Raw genomic sequence first — 15973 nt, forward strand, 5'->3', positions numbered from 1 at the left:
GCGATAACCAGATTAGAATGGGGCATAAGGTGAAACGGAGCGGAAACACATTTCGGGCGTCTGTCGCAGCCGGCCTATCATTCTGCCTGGCGTTTACCGGTATGTACATACCGGCGCCGACGGTCGCGCTCGCCGCCGCTTCCTCCGTCGTACGGATCCTTGAAAGCGGCCCAGGCGTGAAGAAGAAAGTCAGCCTCGGCTTGAACAAGGCCGTGGTTGTTGATCTTCCAGCGGATGCGCACGATATCCTGGTGGCGGACCCGTCGCTGGCCGACGCCGTGACACGCACGTCGCGGCGCATTTACCTCTTCGGCAAATCCGTCGGCCAGACCAATATCTTCGTCTTCGGCCCCAACGGCGAAGAGATCGTCAGCCTCGACATCGAGGTAGAGCGCGATATCGCCAACCTCCAGTCCAATCTGCGCCGCTTCATTCCCGACGCGGATATCAATGTCGAGATCATTTCCGATAACATCGTCTTGACCGGAACCGTGCGAACGCCGCTTGATTCCACGCGTGCCGTCGATCTCGCCAAGGCCTTCCTGCAGGGCGGTGAGGCGACGACGCGTAATATCACCGCCCAGGGCAACAACGGCGACGCGGATATTTTCGCCGAAGACCGGCAGGTTTCGCAGATCGTCAACCTTTTGACGATTGACGGCGATGATCAGGTCAACCTCAAAGTCACCGTTGCCGAAGTCAGCCGACAGGTGCTGAAACAGCTTGGCTTCAATGGCCGCATCGGTGATGGCGAAAGCGGAATAGCCTTCCGCAATCCGGCCAACCTTGGCGATGCGATCGGGGTTGCGGCGAACGCGGCAATCCAAAATACCGTCGGTGGCACGACGATAAACACCTATATCAACGCAATGGAGCAGGCTGGCGTCATGCGCACGCTTGCCGAGCCGAGCCTGACTGCGATCTCTGGCCAGGAGGCGAAATTCTACGTTGGCGGCGAGTTTCGTCTGGCCGGAACCCAGGAAGTCACGTCTGAAAACGGCGAAGACAGGGTCACGCGCGAAGTCAACGACGTCGAATATGGCATCCGCCTCAACTTCAAGCCGGTCGTTTTGGGGCCGGGACGCATCAGCCTGCAGATCGAGACGAATGTCTCGGAGCCCACCTACGAGGGCTCCGTCGTAACCGGCAATGGCAGGAACACGATCCCCGGCAACACCTTCCTCGGCATCCGCAGGCGTGAGGCCTCGACCAGCGTCGAGTTGCCTTCCGGCGGCTCGATCGTGATCGCCGGCCTGGTTCAGGACAATATTCGCCAGGCGATGTCCGGCGTGCCAGGTGCTTCGAAGATCCCGATCCTCGGAACGTTGTTCCGCAGCAAGGATTTCGTGCGCAACGAAACCGAGCTCGTCATCATCGCGACGCCCTACCTCGTCCGTCCTGTCGCCAGAAGCGCGATCTCCCGGCCTGACGACAATTTCAATCCGGCCAATGATCTCGACAGCTTCTTCCTTGGCCGCGTGAACCGCATCTACGGGCGGCCGGAGGCGGCCGCTCCGGCAGGGCGTTACCACGGCAATGTCGGCTTCATCTACAAATAGGTCGGGTCATGACGCTTCGAACCGGTTCCCACCAGAATTCTGAAAGGCCGACTGCCATGCCCATGAGCACATCCAGCGCCTTCATGCGATGCACGAGCCGCGTGGCCATGCTGGCCATCGCTGGCATCTTTCTTGCGAGCTGCGGGACAAAGGACAATCTCGCTACGGGCTCGATTCCGGACGACTATCGCACGAGACATCCGATCGTGCTCGCTGAAGGCGAACGCGCCATCGACATCCCGATCGCATCGGGCGACCGTCGCCTGACTCAGGGCACGCGCGATGTTATCGCCGGGTTCGCTTCCGACTATCGCAATTCGGCAAGCGGCGTCGTGCAGATCATGATGCCGCGCGGCGCGGCCAACAGCCATGCTGCGCAAGCGATGCGCAGGGAAATCCGCGGCGTCCTGGTTGCCGCGGGCGTTCCCGCCAAACGTCTGCTCGAGACGAGCTACGACGCCGGACCTTATGGAGACGCGGCACCGATCCGCTTGAGCTACGTTGCGATCACCGCCCAGACAGAACCTTGTGGCACCTGGCCGGAGGATCTGAACCTCAACACACTGGAAAACAAGAACTACTACAATTTCGGTTGCGCCTCGCAATCGAACCTGGCCGCCCAGATCGCCAATCCGACAGACTTGCTCGGCCCGCGCCAGACGTCGCCGATCGACGCGGAACAGCGTGGCCAGGTGATCAAGGACTGGCGTGGAACCGACAAGAGCGACGGCCCGGTCGTCATCTTCAACTGATAGCGGCGGGATGAAGAAATGAACACGATCGATTACAAGATCGAGGCCGGCGGCGAGGGGGACGATCCCTTCTTCGACCAGGTGCGCACGGGCGATCTCGAGCAAGTCCGCCCGCTGCCGCGGATCTCGATCCACGCATTCTGCGAAACCAATGCGATGCAGCGGCTGATGGAGCGTTGCGGGCAGGACCGGCGCATGGCCAAGGTCAGCTTGCGCATCAACAGCGGCAGCATCGACGCGGCCGCAAACATGTTCGCGACCGTATCTACCCCCAATCTCATCATCCTTGAAACATCGACCGAACCGCGGTCGCTTCTGGCGGAGCTTACGCCGCTTGCGGAGGTTTGCGACCCGAGCACCAAGGTGATCCTCGTCGGCAAGCACAATGATATCGGGCTCTATCGCGAGCTCATCCGCAACGGCATTTCCGAATACATGGTCGCTCCGGTGTCTATGCCGGACATTCTCACCGCCGTTTCGGCGATCTTCGTCGACCCGGACGCGGAGCCCTTGGGCCGCAGCATTGCCTTCATCGGTGCGAAGGGCGGCTGCGGCTCGTCGGTCATCGCACACAATTGCGCCTGGGGCATCTCCAGCCTTTTCTCGACCGAGACCATTCTCGCCGATCTCGATCTACCTTACGGCACCGCCAACATCGATTTCGACCAGGATCCGCCGCAGGGCATTGCCGAGGCGGTGTTTGCGCCCGAGCGCCTGGACGAAGTGTTTCTCGATCGCCTGCTGACCAAATGTTCGGAGCATCTGTCGCTGCTTGCAGCGCCGTCGATGCTCGACCGCGCCTATGATTTCGAAACTGGCGCCTTCCACCCCATTCTCGAGATTCTGCAGCGTAGCGCTCCCGTATCCGTACTCGATCTTCCGCATCTGTGGACGGACTGGACGCGTTCCGTGCTCGGCGAAGCCGACGAAGTGGTCATTACTGCAGTTCCCGATCTTGCGAGCCTGCGCAACACCAAGAACCTGCTCGATGCGCTGAAGAAACTGCGGCCGAACGACAAATCGCCCCATCTGGTCTTGAACCAGGTCGGCATGCCGAAGCGTCCGGAGATTGCCGTTGGCGAGTTCTGTGAATCGCTGGAATGCGAAGCGGCGGCCATCATTCCTTTTGACGCGGCTCTGTTCGGCAACGCATCGAACAGCGGCCGGATGATCGCCGAGATCGACAAGAAGGCTCCGGCCGCCGAAACCTTTTCGCAACTCGCCCATGTTTTGACCGGCCGGGTAACGATGAAGAAGCCTCGCCGTGCCGGCCTTGGCAAGGTGCTCGCAGCACTCGGCCGGAAATAGGATCACGCAGATGTTTGGCAAACGCGGAAATGAAGGCCTCGGCAAGAGCGGTACTCCCGGTCCCGCTGCCCCGCCGCTTGTGCCCGCCGCGCAATCCGTCGCAATCGAGCGGGCGGCCGTCCCTGTCCTCGCCGAATCACCCTCCACCAGTCAGAGGGTGCAGCCTGCCGCCGCGGCGCCGGCCAGGCGACGCACGGCACGCACGGAAGACTATTACGATACGAAGTCGCAGGTCTTTTCCGCGCTGATCGACACGATCGACCTGTCGCAGCTCGCCAAGCTCGACACCGAAAGTGCGCGCGAGGAAATTCGCGACATCGTCAACGATATCATCACGATCAAGAACTTTGCGATGTCGATCTCCGAGCAGGAGGAACTGCTCGACGACATCTGCAACGACGTGTTGGGATACGGTCCGCTCGAACCGCTTCTCGCCCGCGACGACATCGCCGACATCATGGTCAACGGCGCCGGCCAGACCTTCATCGAAGTCGGCGGCAAGGTCCAGGAATCGGAAATCCGGTTCCGCGACAACGCGCAGCTTCTCTCGATCTGCCAGCGCATCGTCGGCCAGGTCGGCCGCCGCGTCGACGAATCGAGCCCGATCTGCGACGCCCGTCTGCCGGATGGCTCGCGCGTCAACGTCATCGCCCCGCCGCTCGCTATCGACGGCACGGCGCTGACCATCCGCAAGTTCAAGAGGGACAAGCTGACACTGGAGCAGCTCGTCCGCTTCGGCTCGATAACGCCGGAAGGCGCAACGCTCCTGCAGATCATCGGCCGTGTGCGCTGCAATATCGTCATCTCGGGCGGCACCGGTTCGGGCAAGACGACGCTGCTCAACTGCCTGACCCGCTACATCGACACCGACGAGCGGGTCATCACCTGCGAGGACACGGCGGAACTGCAACTGCAGCAACCGCATGTCGTTCGTCTCGAAACGCGCCCGCCGAATATCGAAGGTGAGGGCGAGATCACCATGCGCGATCTCATCAAGAACTGCCTGCGCATGCGTCCCGAGCGCATCATCGTCGGCGAAGTGCGCGGACCAGAGGTTTTCGATCTGCTTCAGGCGATGAACACCGGCCACGACGGATCGATGGGCACGATCCACGCCAATACGCCGCGCGAATGCCTGAGCCGTATGGAATCGATGATTGCGCTCGGCGGTTACACGCTGCCGGCCAAGACCGTGCGCGAGATCATCTCCGGATCGGTGGATGTGATCATCCAGGCTTCGCGCCTGCGCGATGGCTCCCGCCGCATCACCCACATTAGCGAAGTGGTGGGCATGGAAGGCGATGTGATCATCACGCAGGACCTGATGCGTTACGAGATCGAAGGCGAGGACGCCGGCGGGCGGATCATCGGCCGCCACGTCTCGACCGGCATCGGCCGGCCGCATTTCTGGGATCGCGCCCGCTACTTCAACGAGGACAAGCGCTTGGCCGCGACGCTTGACGCCATGGAAAAGAATTAGGAGCCGCGATGTTCGGCATAGACATGACCGTTTTGGCGTTGGCCGTCCTTGTCGCTATTTCGGCGGCGGCGCTCGCCTACGGCTTGTTGTTCTCGCGCATCGAAAGCGAAAAGAAGGCGGACGGCCGTGTGCGCAAGATCAGCGCAGCGGAAACGGATCGCGCCAAGGTGAAGGCCGCGCGGGACCGCGTGAGCGAGCTGTCGAAACGGCGCAAATCCGTCCAGGATTCGCTGAAGGAACTCGAAAAGAAACAGCAGGAACGCTCGGCCAAATCCGCCCCGTCGATGAAGGTGCGGCTGGCCCAAGCGGGCCTGTCGATCCCCCTGGGACGCTTCTATCTGTTCAGCGCGCTTTTCGGCTTCTTCGCCTTTCTCATCGCGTTGATCATGGGCACGGGACCCGCCATCGGTGTCGGCGTCGGCGTGATTGCAGGTCTTGGCCTGCCCCGCTGGTTCGTCGGTTTCCTGGTCAAGCGCCGCTGCAAGAAATTCCTCGAGGAATTCCCGAACGCGCTCGACATCATGGTTCGCTCGATTAAATCGGGTCTTCCCCTCAATGACTCCCTGCGCTTGATCGCCACCGACGGACAGGAGCCGGTCAAGACCGAGTTCCGCCGTGTGGTCGAATCCCAGCAGGTCGGCTTGAGCGTCGCCGAGGCCTGTGCCCGCATGATCAACGGCATTCCGGTTCCCGAGGTGAATTTCTTCGCCATCGTTATCGCGATCCAGGCGCAGGCGGGCGGCAACCTTTCGGAAGCACTCGGCAACCTGTCGCGGGTGCTGCGTGACCGCAAGAAGATGAAGGCCAAGGTCGGCGCGCTGTCGATGGAAGCCAAGGCGTCGGCCTGCATCATCGGCGCGCTGCCGTTCATCGTCTCCTTGCTGGTTTACCTGACCTCACCCGAATACATGATGGTGCTTTTTACTGATCCGCGCGGCCATCTGATCATCGGCGCCGGCCTTGCCTGGATGAGCATCGGCATCCTGGTGATGCGCAACATGATCAACTTCGATATCTGAGGGGCAGGGATGGACACGGGCCTGATCAAGACACTGACCGATCCGAACGTCGTCGTCGCCGTTCTGGTTTCGCTGGCTGTGCTCGCGACCTTCTATTCGCTGGTCGTGCCGTTCTTCGAGCGTGGCAATCTCGGAAAGCGGATGAAGTCCGTTGCGATCGAGCGGGAGCAGATCCGAGCGCGCGAGCGTGCTCGGCTCGCCGCCGAGATGCAGATCGGCAAGGCAAGCCTGCGCGGGCAGAACAATTCCTCCGTCCGACAGGTCGTCGAACGTCTCAACCTGCGCACGGCGCTCGTCGACGACGGTACGGTCAACCGGTTGAAGATGGCAGGCTTTCGCTCGCAGAACGCCCTCAACACATTCTTGTTTGCGCGCTTCTGCCTGCCCTTCCTGTTCCTGCTTGTCGCTCTCGTCTACATCTTCGGGCTCGGCAATTTTGCCGAAAAGCCTGTCATGGTGCGGCTCTTCTTCGCCATCGGCTTCGCCTATTTGGGTTTCTATGCGCCGAATATCTTCGTCGCCAATGCCATTTCCAAGCGGCAGCATTCGATCCGCCGGGCATGGCCGGATGCGTTGGATCTCCTGTTGATCTGCGTCGAATCGGGCGTGTCGATGGAACTGGGTATGCGGCGCGTCGCCGACGAGATCGCCGCCCAGTCGCAGCCGCTGGCGGAAGAACTCGTGCTGACGACGGCCGAACTTTCCTTCCTGCCCGACCGCCGGGTGGCGCTCGAGAATCTCGGTCAGCGCACCGGCCTCGATGAGGTCAAGTCGGTGGTCCAGGCGCTGATCCAGGCGGATCGCTACGGTACGCCGATCGCCCAGGCCTTGCGCGTGCTTGCGCAGGAAAGTCGTGACCAGCGGATGACAGCGGCCGAGAAGAAAGCGGCGGCGCTGCCGCCCAAGCTGACGGTGCCGATGATTCTCTTCTTCCTGCCCGTGCTGGTTGCCGTCATCCTCGGACCCGCCGGCATTCAGGTGGCCGACAAGTTCTAGACCGCCCTGCGTTCAGACGAACGCGCGAACGAGGCTCTGGAACTTTGATTCCAGAGCAGCTTTTTCGCTTCGGGCTGCTCCAGCGAATTTCGGGGTATAGCTGAAAACCGTGTCATCCGTTGCGCCCACTGTTTGGGACGGTGTCCGCCTCACGACGTCGCGCGGTCTGACGTGCGCTTAACGCATGCGTTTCTGAGGTGAAGTACACCGGAGGAGGGGAGAGCCGCCCGACTGTGTCTTGCCTGCAAGGCGCTCAGTTGGTCTTCGCTTCGTCAGCCTTGGCCAACTGCTTCCACGCTCCCTGCTGGGAGAGCATCGAGCGCAGATAGGCGACGTTCGCTTCTGCCTGCTCGCTCGAAAGCTCCTGCCGGGCGATGGTCTCGGCCTCCTGAAAGCGGCCCTGAAGCCCGACGGCCAGCGCCAGGTTCTGGCGCACGCTGCTGTCAGCACCGGGCTGGGCCGCCGCCGATTTGAGATAGGTTTCCGCGGTACGGAGATCCTTGGTCAGAAGATAGGACATGCCGAGATTGGAGAGCACCGACGGTTCGTTCGGCTTGAGTTCGAGCGCTTCGCGGTAGCGCGTGCGCGCCTCCTGCGGGCGTCCGAGCTGGTCGAGGATCGCCCCCTCGGCCGATTTCAGCTTCCAGTCCGGACGGTCCGGGGTCTGGGCGCGGCTGATCGTCGCCAGCGCCTGGTCGAGTTGGCCCGCCGCGGCCTGCGCCTTGCCGTAGGCGCCGAGCACTTCGCGGTCCGCAGGGTGGTTGATCGCGACCTGCTGCATCACGGCGAGCGCCTGCTCGTTGCGGCCGGTCATGCGCAGCAGGTTGGCGTAGTTGAGCCCGGCTTCACGATCCTTGGGGTTCTTTTCATAGGCCTGGCCAATGCTTTCGGCCGCCGCCGAAAGCTCGGTGGCGGTCATCGACTGCACCGCGTTCGACGTTCTCGAAATCGAGCCCGTGGTCAGCTCCTTCTTCGGCTGATTGGCGCAGCCCGCGAGCGAGAGCGCCACCAGCGCAATCGCCGCACCCTGGAAGAAGTGAGCGGCTTTCAAGGGTGAAGTCGTGCGTTTGGCCATGAGTGTCCCCAGCATGCATGCGCGCACCTGAACTTCAGACAACACCGGCGCAACTTTCACTCCAGCAATAATCTGTTAACCCTAACGGAGCGTTAATGGCGCGATTCCATCTGTCAGCCGAGGACTTTCATGGCTCCCTATCAGTTCATCGAGCGGCCGTCGCCGTTCAACACCAGCGCCGGCAAGACCCTGCCGATCTTCGCGGTCACGCCGGCGCATATCGAGACGGGGACGATCGATCCGATCGCTTTGGACTGGGCGCGCAAGGCTGGCTTCACCGCCGAATCCGGCGCGGTGCTGTTGATCCCGTCCTCAGACGGCCATCTCGGCGGTGCGCTCTTCGGTCTCGGCAGCAACCCGTCGGAAGCGCCGTTTCTGGCCGGCAAGCTTGCGCGTGCGCTGCCGGCGGGCAAGTGGCACATCGAAACCGCGCCGCTCACCGCTAACCGGCTGGCGCTCGGCTATGGCCTCGGTTCCTATCGCTTCGAGCGCTACAAATCCACCAAGGGCGAGCCGCCGACACTGCTGATCCCCGCCGACGCCGATGCGACCGATATCAAGCGGCAGCTCGCCGGCGTCTTCCTTGCGCGCGACCTGATCAACACGCCAACCAACGACATGGGTCCCGAGGCGCTCGAAGCGGCATTCCGCGCGCTTGCCGCCCACTACAAGGCCGATGTCTCGGTGATATCGGGCGAAGCGCTGCTGACGCAGAATTTCCCTCTGGTCCATACCGTTGGACGCGCCAGCGCCGAAGCTCCGCGCCTGCTTGAGCTGCGCTGGGGCAAGAAGGGCCACAAGAAGGTAACGCTGGTCGGCAAGGGCGTCTGCTTCGATACCGGCGGTCTAGACATAAAGCCGGCCGCTTCGATGCTGCTGATGAAGAAGGACATGGGCGGTGCCGCCAATGTCCTCGGCCTCGCGTTGATGATCATGGACGCCAAACTCAAGGTCGATCTGCGCGTCATCGTGCCGGTTGTCGAGAACTCGATCTCCGCCAACGCCTTCCGCCCCGGTGACATCTATCGCAGCCGCAAGGGGCTGACAGTTCAGATCGACAACACCGATGCCGAGGGCCGGCTGATCTTGGCCGATGCGCTCGCCTATGCCGACGAGGAGAAGACTGACCTCCTGGTCGACATGGCGACACTCACCGGTGCCGCTCGCGTCGCACTCGGCCCGGATCTACCGCCCTTCTTTACCGACGACGCCGACCTTGCCCATGATCTCTCGGAAGCAAGCCTCGAGGTCGACGATCCGATGTGGCGCATGCCGCTTTACAATGGCTACGACAAGGATGTCTCGGCACGGATCGCAGATCTCACCAATGCGCCGGCGGGTGGTATGGCCGGTTCTATTACCGCGGCGCTCTTCCTCCGGCGTTTCGTCACCAACACCAAGAGCTGGGTGCATTTCGACATCTTCGGATGGGCACAGTCCGAGCGGCCGCATTCGCCGGTTGGCGGCGAGGCGCAGGCGATCCGGGCGCTCTACCATCACGTCCAGAAGATGGCGAAATAGCCTATCGGAACGATTGGCAAGAAAGAAACGCTTGCGTAACGATCCGCCGCTATCGTGGCGGATCATCTTTCTGCGCAGGAGCCGCCATTGCCGATCGAGCTTACGCCCTCCCAAGCCCTCGGGCTTTGGCATACGGTGTCGCTCGCCCAGGTGCGCGTCGACAGCCGCGACCTGACCCTGCGGCAGCTGGCGATCCTTCTGCACATCTACCTCGTGCCACCGCCCCACACGGTGCGCGGGCTGGCAGCGACGCTTGGTGTCACCAAGCCGGTCATCACCCGCGCGCTCGATACCATGGGCGCTCTTGGTCTCGTGGACCGTGTGCGTGACGATATCGACCGGCGAAACGTGATCATAAAACGCACCGTCGAAGGTGCGCTTTACCTTGAAAAACTCGGCGATCTGATCATTCTTCAGGGTCGCAAATTGACCTTGTGAGTCTCAGCCATGTCGCAACTGCCGGACCGTCGTCTCAACGCCTATCGCAGCGATCTCGCTGAAATCGCGCTTCGCGGCCAGGTCGAGGCGGAGCGTTATGTCGAGGGAGAGGTGGCGACGCTCGCCGTGCCGGTCGCGCCGCTCCGTGCTCGCCCGGACGCCGCCTGCGGCACGGACACCGAGGTGCTCTATGGCGAGGGCGTGCGGGTGCTCGATACGGCCAACGGCTGGGCCTGGGTCAAAGCCGATCTCGACGGTTATGTCGGCTATCTGCCGGAGACGGCTCTTCTGCGGCAGACCACAGTTCCGACCCATATCGTCACCGTGCCGCGCACATTCGTCTACAATGGTGCCGACCTCAAGTTTCCGCAGGCCTTTGTTCTCTCGATGGGAAGCCGTGTTGCTGTGACCGGCGAGGCGGAAACGCGCGGAACGCGCTACTTCCTGCTTGAAGGCGGCGGCGCGATCGTCGCCAATCACTGTGCGCCCGTTGGCCACGCCGTCAGCGCCGACTACGTCACGGTCGCCACCCGCTTCCTGGAGACGCCCTATCTGTGGGGCGGCCGCTCCGGCTTCGGCATCGATTGCTCGGGGCTCGTCCAGACGTCGATGTTGATGGCAGGCCGCGTAGTCGAGCGCGATTCCGACATGCAGGCGGCTCGGCTCGGCGCGCCGATCGCGCGTGAAGAGTTGCGGCGCGGCGATCTCGTGTTCTGGAAGGGCCATGTCGCGATCATGGAAGACGAGCGCACATTGATCCATGCCAACGGCCACACCATGTCGGTCGCGCATGAAGGATTGGAAGAGGCGATCGCTCGCATTGGCTGGCTCTATGACCAGCCGACCGGCTATCGCCGGCCCTGAAGCAAGCCACGTGCAGGCGGGTTGGCTTCCGCCGCACGCCTCGCCGGCGCTAAATCAATAGCCGGCTACTTTGTCGACCACGTGTTCGAGCGATTGACCGCTTTCGAAGCGAGCGATCTGCTGTTCGACATGGCGGAACAGCGCCTTGACGTCGGAGGATGCCGCCACATGCGGTGTGACATAGACGTTCGGCATGGTCCAGAAGCGGCTGTCGCTGGCCAGCGGTTCCTCTTCGAAGACATCGAGCGAGGCGCCGCCGAGCACACCGCTATCGAGTGCCTGAAGGATATCGGCTTCGACCTGGCTGCCGCCGCGGCCGGCATTGATGAAAACAGGCGCGCCAAACGGACCGTTGCGGCTGAGCTTGGCAAACAGGCGCAGATTGAAGATGCCGCGGGTGTCCGGCGTCAGCGGCAGCAGGCCGACGAGGAAATCCGTGCGCGCCAGGAAGGCGTTGAGCTCGTTGCCACCGAAGGTCTCGATGCCGGTGACGTCTCGTTTGCTGCGCGACCAGCCGACCACCTTGAAGCCCATCGCGGAGAGCTTGCGGGCGGCGTCCTGGCCAAGCACGCCCATGCCCATTATCCCGACGGTGATGTCGGCCGCTTCCGGCTGGGTCAGATCGCGCCATTCACGCTTCGCCGCCAGCGCCTCGTAGGCGCGGTGCTGGCGCAGATGCAGAAGGCATTGCATGACGACCCACTCGCTCATACGCGTCGTCAGCGTCTGGTCGACGAAGCGCACCAGCGGCACCTCGGGAAGACCGGGAAGCGTCAGCACGTGATCGACGCCGGCGCCGCCGGAGAAGACCACCTTGAGGTCCGGCGCCCGTTCGAAGAGATCCGGCGCCGATTTCCACACCACCGCATAGTCGATCCCCGAGAGGTCGCGGTTGTGGTGCACGACGTCGGCGCGATTGATCACCTCGCGATCGGGAAAGGCGCCGCGAAGGGCTGCCTCCACCTCCTCCGGAATGAACTTCAGATCGACGATGACGGGGCTCTTTGCGGGCATTGCGGACACCTACTGGCGGATCGCGGTGAGATTGACGGCTTCGAGGTTGAAGGCGGCTGCCATCAGCGCCTTCGTGTAGTCTTCGCTCGGCGCATTGAAGATGCGCTCGGCCGGCCCCTGCTCCACCACCTTGCCCATGCGCATCACGATCATCTCGTTGGCAAGCGCCCTCACGACCTTCAGGTCATGGCTGATGAACAGATAGGCGAGATCGTGTTTGCTCTGCAGGTCGCGCAAGAGATCGACCACCTGCGCCTGCACGCTCATGTCGAGTGCCGAGGTTGGTTCGTCGAGCATGACGAATTGCGGCTTCAGCACCATGGCACGCGCAATGGCAATGCGCTGCCGCTGGCCGCCGGAGAACTCGTGCGGATAGCGCCAACGGGTCGAGGGGTCGAGGCCGACTTCTTCAAGCGCTGCGGCGACGCGGGCGTCGCGCTCGTTCTCCGAAAGCGATCGCTCGTGGATCTTCAGGCCTTCGGCAATGATATCGGCGACCGACATGCGCGGGCTGAGCGAACCATAGGGGTCCTGGAAGACGATCTGCATCCGGTTTCGAAGCGGCCGCATCTCGTTGAAGCTGTAGCGGTCGATGTCCTTGCCGATGAAGGCGATGCGACCCTTCGATGAGATCAGCCGCGTCAGCGCCAGCCCGAGCGTCGTCTTGCCGGAACCGGATTCTCCGACGACACCGAGCGTCTGGCCGGCGCGCAGCTTCAGGTCGATGCCGTCGACCGCCTTCACATGGTCGACCACCTTACGCAGAAAGCCGGCCTTGATCGGGAACCAGACCTTCATGTCCGAGGCTTCCATCACGATCGGCTTCGACGCGTCTGATGGCGGCGGGTTGCCCTTCGGCTCGGAGGCGAGCAGATGGCGGGTATAGGCGTGCTGCGGATTGGCGAAGATCTCGGCGGTCGGCCCGGTCTCGACGATCTTGCCCTTGGTCATCACGCAGACCCGGTCAGCGATCTTGCGCACGATGCCGAGGTCGTGGGTGATGAACAGCATCGACATGCCGTGCTCGTCCTTGAGCGTCTTCAGAAGATCGAGGATCTGCGCCTGCACCGTGACGTCGAGCGCCGTTGTCGGCTCGTCGGCGATCAAAAGCTCGGGCCGGTTGGCGAGCGCCATCGCGATCATGACGCGCTGGCGCTGGCCACCGGAAAGCTCATGCGGATAGGCGCTGAGGCGCTTCTCCGGCTCGCGGATGCCGACCTGATTGAGAAGCTCGAGAATGCGGGTGCGCGCAGCGGCTCCTTCGAGCCCCTGGTGCAATTCGAGGATCTCGCCGATCTGCCGCTCGATCGAATGCAGCGGATTGAGCGAGGTCATCGGCTCCTGGAAGATCATGGTGATGTCGTTGCCGCGCACGTTGCGCAGCTCCGCATCGCCGGCCTTCAACAGGTCTTTGCCGTTGAAGACGATCTCGCCGCTCGGGTGGCTTGCCGAGGGGTAGGGCAGCAGCTTCAGGATCGAATTGGCCGAAACCGACTTGCCCGAACCGGATTCGCCGACAAGCGCCACCGTCTCTCCGCGCTTGATCTCGAAGGAGATGTGGTCGACGGCGATCGAGGTGTTGCCGCCCTGGTGAAAGGCGACCGAGAGGTCGCGGACGGAGAGGATAGGATCTGTCATCGTCGCGCTCACCGGAACGTCTTTCTCGGATCAAAGGCATCGCGCGTCGCTTCGCCGACGAAGATCAGCAGCGATAGCATCAGAGACATGACGCAGAAGGCCGTCAGACCGAGCCAGGGTGCCTGCAGGTTGGATTTGCCCTGGGCGATCATTTCACCGAGCGAAGGCGAGCCCGGCGGCATGCCGAAACCGAGGAAGTCGAGCGAGGTCAGCGTCGTGATCGAACCGGAGAGGATGAAGGGCAGGAAGGTCAGCGTTGCGACCATCGCGTTCGGCAGCAGGTGGCGGTACATGATCGTGCCGTTGCCGACGCCGAGCGCGCGTGCCGCGTTCACATATTCGAAGTTGCGCGCCCTCAAGAACTCGGCGCGCACGACGCCGACGAAGCCGACCCAGGAGAAGAGCAGCATGATGCCGAGCAGGATGAAGAAGCCGGGCGGCAGGATCGCGGCAATGATCAACAAGATGTAAAGCACCGGCATCGACGACCAGATCTCGATGAAGCGTTGCATCAGGAGATCGGTCCAGCCGCCGAAATAGCCCTGGACGGCACCGGCGGTCACGCCGATCACCGCCGAGGCAATGGTCAGCGTCAGGCCGAACAGCACCGAGAGACGGAAGCCGTAGATCATGCGTGCAAACACGTCGCGGGCCTGGTCGTCGGTGCCAAGCCAGTTGAGATTGCCGACGATGCAGTTTCGGTCGTTGAGCCCCTCCGGATAGGCGGAGCAGCGCTCCTCCTTGTCCATCAGCCAGAAGGGTTTGGTAGGCGCCGAATGTGGGATGTTGGAATTGACGGTCTGATAGGAGTAGCGGACCGGCGGCCAGATCATCCAGCCATTGGCTTCGATCTCGTCGCGGATGAAATCGGAGCGGTAGTCCGTTTCGGCAAGGAAGCCACCAAACTTTTCCTCCGGGTAGTCGATGACAACTGGGAAGAGAAGCTCGCCCTTGTAGGAGGCGACGATCGGCCTGTCGTTGGCGATGAACTCGCCAACAAGGCTCAGCCCGAAGAGCGCCAGGAAGATCCAGAGCGACCAGTAGCCGCGTCGGTTCGCCCTAAAATTCTGCCAGCGCCGCTGGTTGACCGGAGACAGCCAGCCGCGCGGGGGCACCGCCACGCGGCTTGTCGGGGAGGTCGTCACTTCCACCATCAGACGTCCCTCCGCTCGAAGTCGATGCGCGGATCGACCCAGGTGTAGATGAGGTCCGACAGCAGGCTGACGAGCAGACCCATCAGCGAGAAGATGAAGAGCGTTGCAAAGACGATCGGATAGTCACGCTTGACGACCGAATCATAACCGAGCCGGCCGAGGCCATCGAGCGAGAAGATGTATTCGATCAGCAGCGAACCGGTGAAGAAGGCCGAGATGAAGGCGCCCGGAAAACCGGCGATGATGATCAGCATGGCGTTTCGGAACACGTGGCCGTAGAGCACCTGGCGATCGTTGAGACCCTTCGCCCGCGCCGTCGTCACATATTGCTTCTTGATCTCGTCGATGAAGGAATTCTTGGTGAGCAGCGTGGTGGTCGCAAACGCCGAAAGCAGCAGCGTAATCAGCGGCAGCGTCATGTGCCAGATATAGTCGAGCGGCTTCTGCCACCAGGGCAATTGCCAGAAATTGTCGGAGACAATGCCGCGGAGCGGGAACCAGTCGAAGAACGACCCGCCGGCGAAGATGACGATCAAGAGGATGCCGAACAGGAAGCTCGGCACGGCATAGCCGATGACGATGATGCCGGAGGTCCAGACGTCGAAGGCCGAGCCGTCGGAAACCGCCTTCTTGATGCCCAGCGGGACGGAGATTGCGTAGGAAAACAGCAGAATCCAGAGGCCGAGCGAGATCGAGACCGGCATCTTCTCCTTGATGAGATCGATGACCGATGTGTTGCGGAAGAAGCTCTCGCCGAAATCGAAGCGGATGTAATTCCACATCATCGTCGCGAAGCGCTCAAGCGGCGGCTTGTCGAAGCCGAATTGCTTCTCGAGCTTGGCGATGAATTCGGGATCAAGCCCTTGGGCACCGCGATAGCGCCCGCCTTCGTCGCCGCCGGCCTGCATCAGGTCGCCGCTATTGCCGCTCAGGCGATCGGAGCCGCCAGCATTGGTGAGATCCGAAATCACCTGCTCGACCGGGCCGCCCGGCGCGAACTGTACGATGGCAAACGAGATCGCCATGATCCCGAATATCGTCGGGATCATCAGAAGCAGGCGGCGCAGAATATAGGCACCCATCAGGCGAGCCTTTCGATCGACGTATGGGCGATGGCCCGGACCGGCGAAGCGTCGGCATGCCGTCTATGGTGTC

General features: G+C 62.3%; 14 protein-coding genes. 9 read left to right on the forward strand and 5 right to left on the reverse strand.

The features are described 5' to 3' along the window. Window positions 1-17: 17 nt before the first annotated feature. The 6 genes from V7S54_RS23760 (at window position 18) to V7S54_RS23785 (ending at window position 7114) form a co-directional block, all read left to right on the forward strand. On the forward strand, window positions 18-1559 hold the full coding sequence (locus V7S54_RS23760) for a type II and III secretion system protein family protein (RefSeq protein ID WP_065371980.1): 1542 nt from the start codon (window positions 18-20) through the stop codon (window positions 1557-1559). A 62-nt stretch (window positions 1560-1621) separates the two neighbouring features. Next, window positions 1622-2311 carry a CpaD family pilus assembly protein gene (locus tag V7S54_RS23765; protein WP_065371981.1) on the forward strand — a complete coding sequence of 230 codons (690 nt, stop codon included), beginning with the start codon at window positions 1622-1624 and terminating at the stop codon, window positions 2309-2311. A gap of 18 nt (window positions 2312-2329) precedes the next feature. Then, window positions 2330-3619: an AAA family ATPase gene (locus tag V7S54_RS23770; protein WP_065371982.1), complete on the forward strand. Its 1290-nt coding sequence runs from the start codon at window positions 2330-2332 to the stop codon at window positions 3617-3619. A gap of 10 nt (window positions 3620-3629) precedes the next feature. Then, complete coding sequence (locus V7S54_RS23775; RefSeq protein WP_065371983.1) at window positions 3630-5099, forward strand: CpaF family protein; 1470 nt, start codon at window positions 3630-3632, stop codon at window positions 5097-5099. Between the two features lie 8 nt (window positions 5100-5107). Continuing rightward, complete coding sequence (locus tag V7S54_RS23780) at window positions 5108-6118, forward strand: type II secretion system F family protein (RefSeq protein ID WP_065371984.1); 1011 nt, start codon at window positions 5108-5110, stop codon at window positions 6116-6118. A 9-nt stretch (window positions 6119-6127) separates the two neighbouring features. After that, window positions 6128-7114 (forward strand): type II secretion system F family protein, encoded by a 987-nt coding sequence (locus V7S54_RS23785; RefSeq protein WP_065371985.1) that lies wholly within the window; start codon window positions 6128-6130, stop codon window positions 7112-7114. Window positions 7115-7367: 253 nt separating this feature from the next. On the opposite strand, the gene V7S54_RS23790 is transcribed toward V7S54_RS23785, so the two are convergent. Beyond that, on the reverse strand, window positions 7368-8189 hold the full coding sequence (locus V7S54_RS23790) for a tetratricopeptide repeat protein (RefSeq protein ID WP_065371986.1): 822 nt from the start codon (window positions 8187-8189) through the stop codon (window positions 7368-7370). A 129-nt stretch (window positions 8190-8318) separates the two neighbouring features. Between V7S54_RS23790 and V7S54_RS23795 the strand changes: the two genes are divergently transcribed. From V7S54_RS23795 to V7S54_RS23805, 3 genes are all read left to right on the forward strand, one after another. After that, on the forward strand, window positions 8319-9710 hold the full coding sequence (locus V7S54_RS23795; RefSeq protein ID WP_057247734.1) for a leucyl aminopeptidase family protein: 1392 nt from the start codon (window positions 8319-8321) through the stop codon (window positions 9708-9710). Between the two features lie 87 nt (window positions 9711-9797). Then, a complete protein-coding gene (locus V7S54_RS23800; RefSeq protein ID WP_065371988.1) occupies window positions 9798-10148 on the forward strand; it encodes a MarR family transcriptional regulator in 351 nt (116 codons plus the stop codon). A gap of 9 nt (window positions 10149-10157) precedes the next feature. Next, entirely contained in the window at window positions 10158-11012 is an 855-nt protein-coding gene (locus tag V7S54_RS23805; protein ID WP_065371989.1) for a C40 family peptidase, read from the forward strand. Window positions 11013-11066: 54 nt separating this feature from the next. On the opposite strand, the gene V7S54_RS23810 is transcribed toward V7S54_RS23805, so the two are convergent. Genes V7S54_RS23810 through V7S54_RS23825 form a run of 4 tightly spaced genes read right to left on the reverse strand, consistent with a single transcriptional unit; the run spans window position 11067 to window position 15900 of the window. Next, window positions 11067-12026: a 2-hydroxyacid dehydrogenase gene (locus tag V7S54_RS23810; protein ID WP_065372417.1), complete on the reverse strand. Its 960-nt coding sequence runs from the start codon at window positions 12024-12026 to the stop codon at window positions 11067-11069. A gap of 9 nt (window positions 12027-12035) precedes the next feature. After that, a complete protein-coding gene (locus V7S54_RS23815) occupies window positions 12036-13664 on the reverse strand; it encodes an ABC transporter ATP-binding protein (RefSeq protein ID WP_065372418.1) in 1629 nt (542 codons plus the stop codon). A gap of 8 nt (window positions 13665-13672) precedes the next feature. Continuing rightward, window positions 13673-14818 carry an ABC transporter permease gene (locus V7S54_RS23820; RefSeq protein WP_065371990.1) on the reverse strand — a complete coding sequence of 382 codons (1146 nt, stop codon included), beginning with the start codon at window positions 14816-14818 and terminating at the stop codon, window positions 13673-13675. After that, window positions 14818-15900, reverse strand: a complete 1083-nt coding sequence (locus V7S54_RS23825) for a microcin C ABC transporter permease YejB (protein ID WP_065371991.1) — start codon at window positions 15898-15900, stop codon at window positions 14818-14820. The genes V7S54_RS23820 and V7S54_RS23825 overlap by 1 nt, the downstream gene beginning before the upstream one ends. Window positions 15901-15973 lie beyond the last annotated feature (73 nt).

The sequence above is a fragment of the Ensifer sp. CCNWLY38 genome (assembly GCF_037120565.1).
Taxonomy (GTDB): domain Bacteria; phylum Pseudomonadota; class Alphaproteobacteria; order Rhizobiales; family Rhizobiaceae; genus Ensifer; species Ensifer adhaerens_H.

Excerpts from the sequence above, each read along its gene's own strand:
- V7S54_RS23815 (WP_065372418.1), bottom strand. The coding sequence starts at position 13,664 with ATGACAGATCCTATCCTCTCCGTCCGCGACCTCTCGGTCGCCTTTCAC.
- V7S54_RS23780 (WP_065371984.1), top strand. The coding sequence starts at position 5,108 with ATGTTCGGCATAGACATGACCGTTTTGGCGTTGGCCGTCCTTGTCGCT.
- V7S54_RS23825 (WP_065371991.1), bottom strand. The coding sequence starts at position 15,900 with ATGGGTGCCTATATTCTGCGCCGCCTGCTTCTGATGATCCCGACGATA.
- V7S54_RS23810 (WP_065372417.1), bottom strand. The coding sequence starts at position 12,026 with ATGCCCGCAAAGAGCCCCGTCATCGTCGATCTGAAGTTCATTCCGGAG.
- V7S54_RS23820 (WP_065371990.1), bottom strand. The coding sequence starts at position 14,818 with ATGGTGGAAGTGACGACCTCCCCGACAAGCCGCGTGGCGGTGCCCCCG.
- V7S54_RS23790 (WP_065371986.1), bottom strand. The coding sequence starts at position 8,189 with ATGGCCAAACGCACGACTTCACCCTTGAAAGCCGCTCACTTCTTCCAG.
- V7S54_RS23775 (WP_065371983.1), top strand. The coding sequence starts at position 3,630 with ATGTTTGGCAAACGCGGAAATGAAGGCCTCGGCAAGAGCGGTACTCCC.
- V7S54_RS23805 (WP_065371989.1), top strand. The coding sequence starts at position 10,158 with ATGTCGCAACTGCCGGACCGTCGTCTCAACGCCTATCGCAGCGATCTC.
- V7S54_RS23765 (WP_065371981.1), top strand. The coding sequence starts at position 1,622 with ATGAGCACATCCAGCGCCTTCATGCGATGCACGAGCCGCGTGGCCATG.
- V7S54_RS23770 (WP_065371982.1), top strand. The coding sequence starts at position 2,330 with ATGAACACGATCGATTACAAGATCGAGGCCGGCGGCGAGGGGGACGAT.
- V7S54_RS23785 (WP_065371985.1), top strand. The coding sequence starts at position 6,128 with ATGGACACGGGCCTGATCAAGACACTGACCGATCCGAACGTCGTCGTC.
- V7S54_RS23760 (WP_065371980.1), top strand. The coding sequence starts at position 18 with ATGGGGCATAAGGTGAAACGGAGCGGAAACACATTTCGGGCGTCTGTC.
- V7S54_RS23795 (WP_057247734.1), top strand. The coding sequence starts at position 8,319 with ATGGCTCCCTATCAGTTCATCGAGCGGCCGTCGCCGTTCAACACCAGC.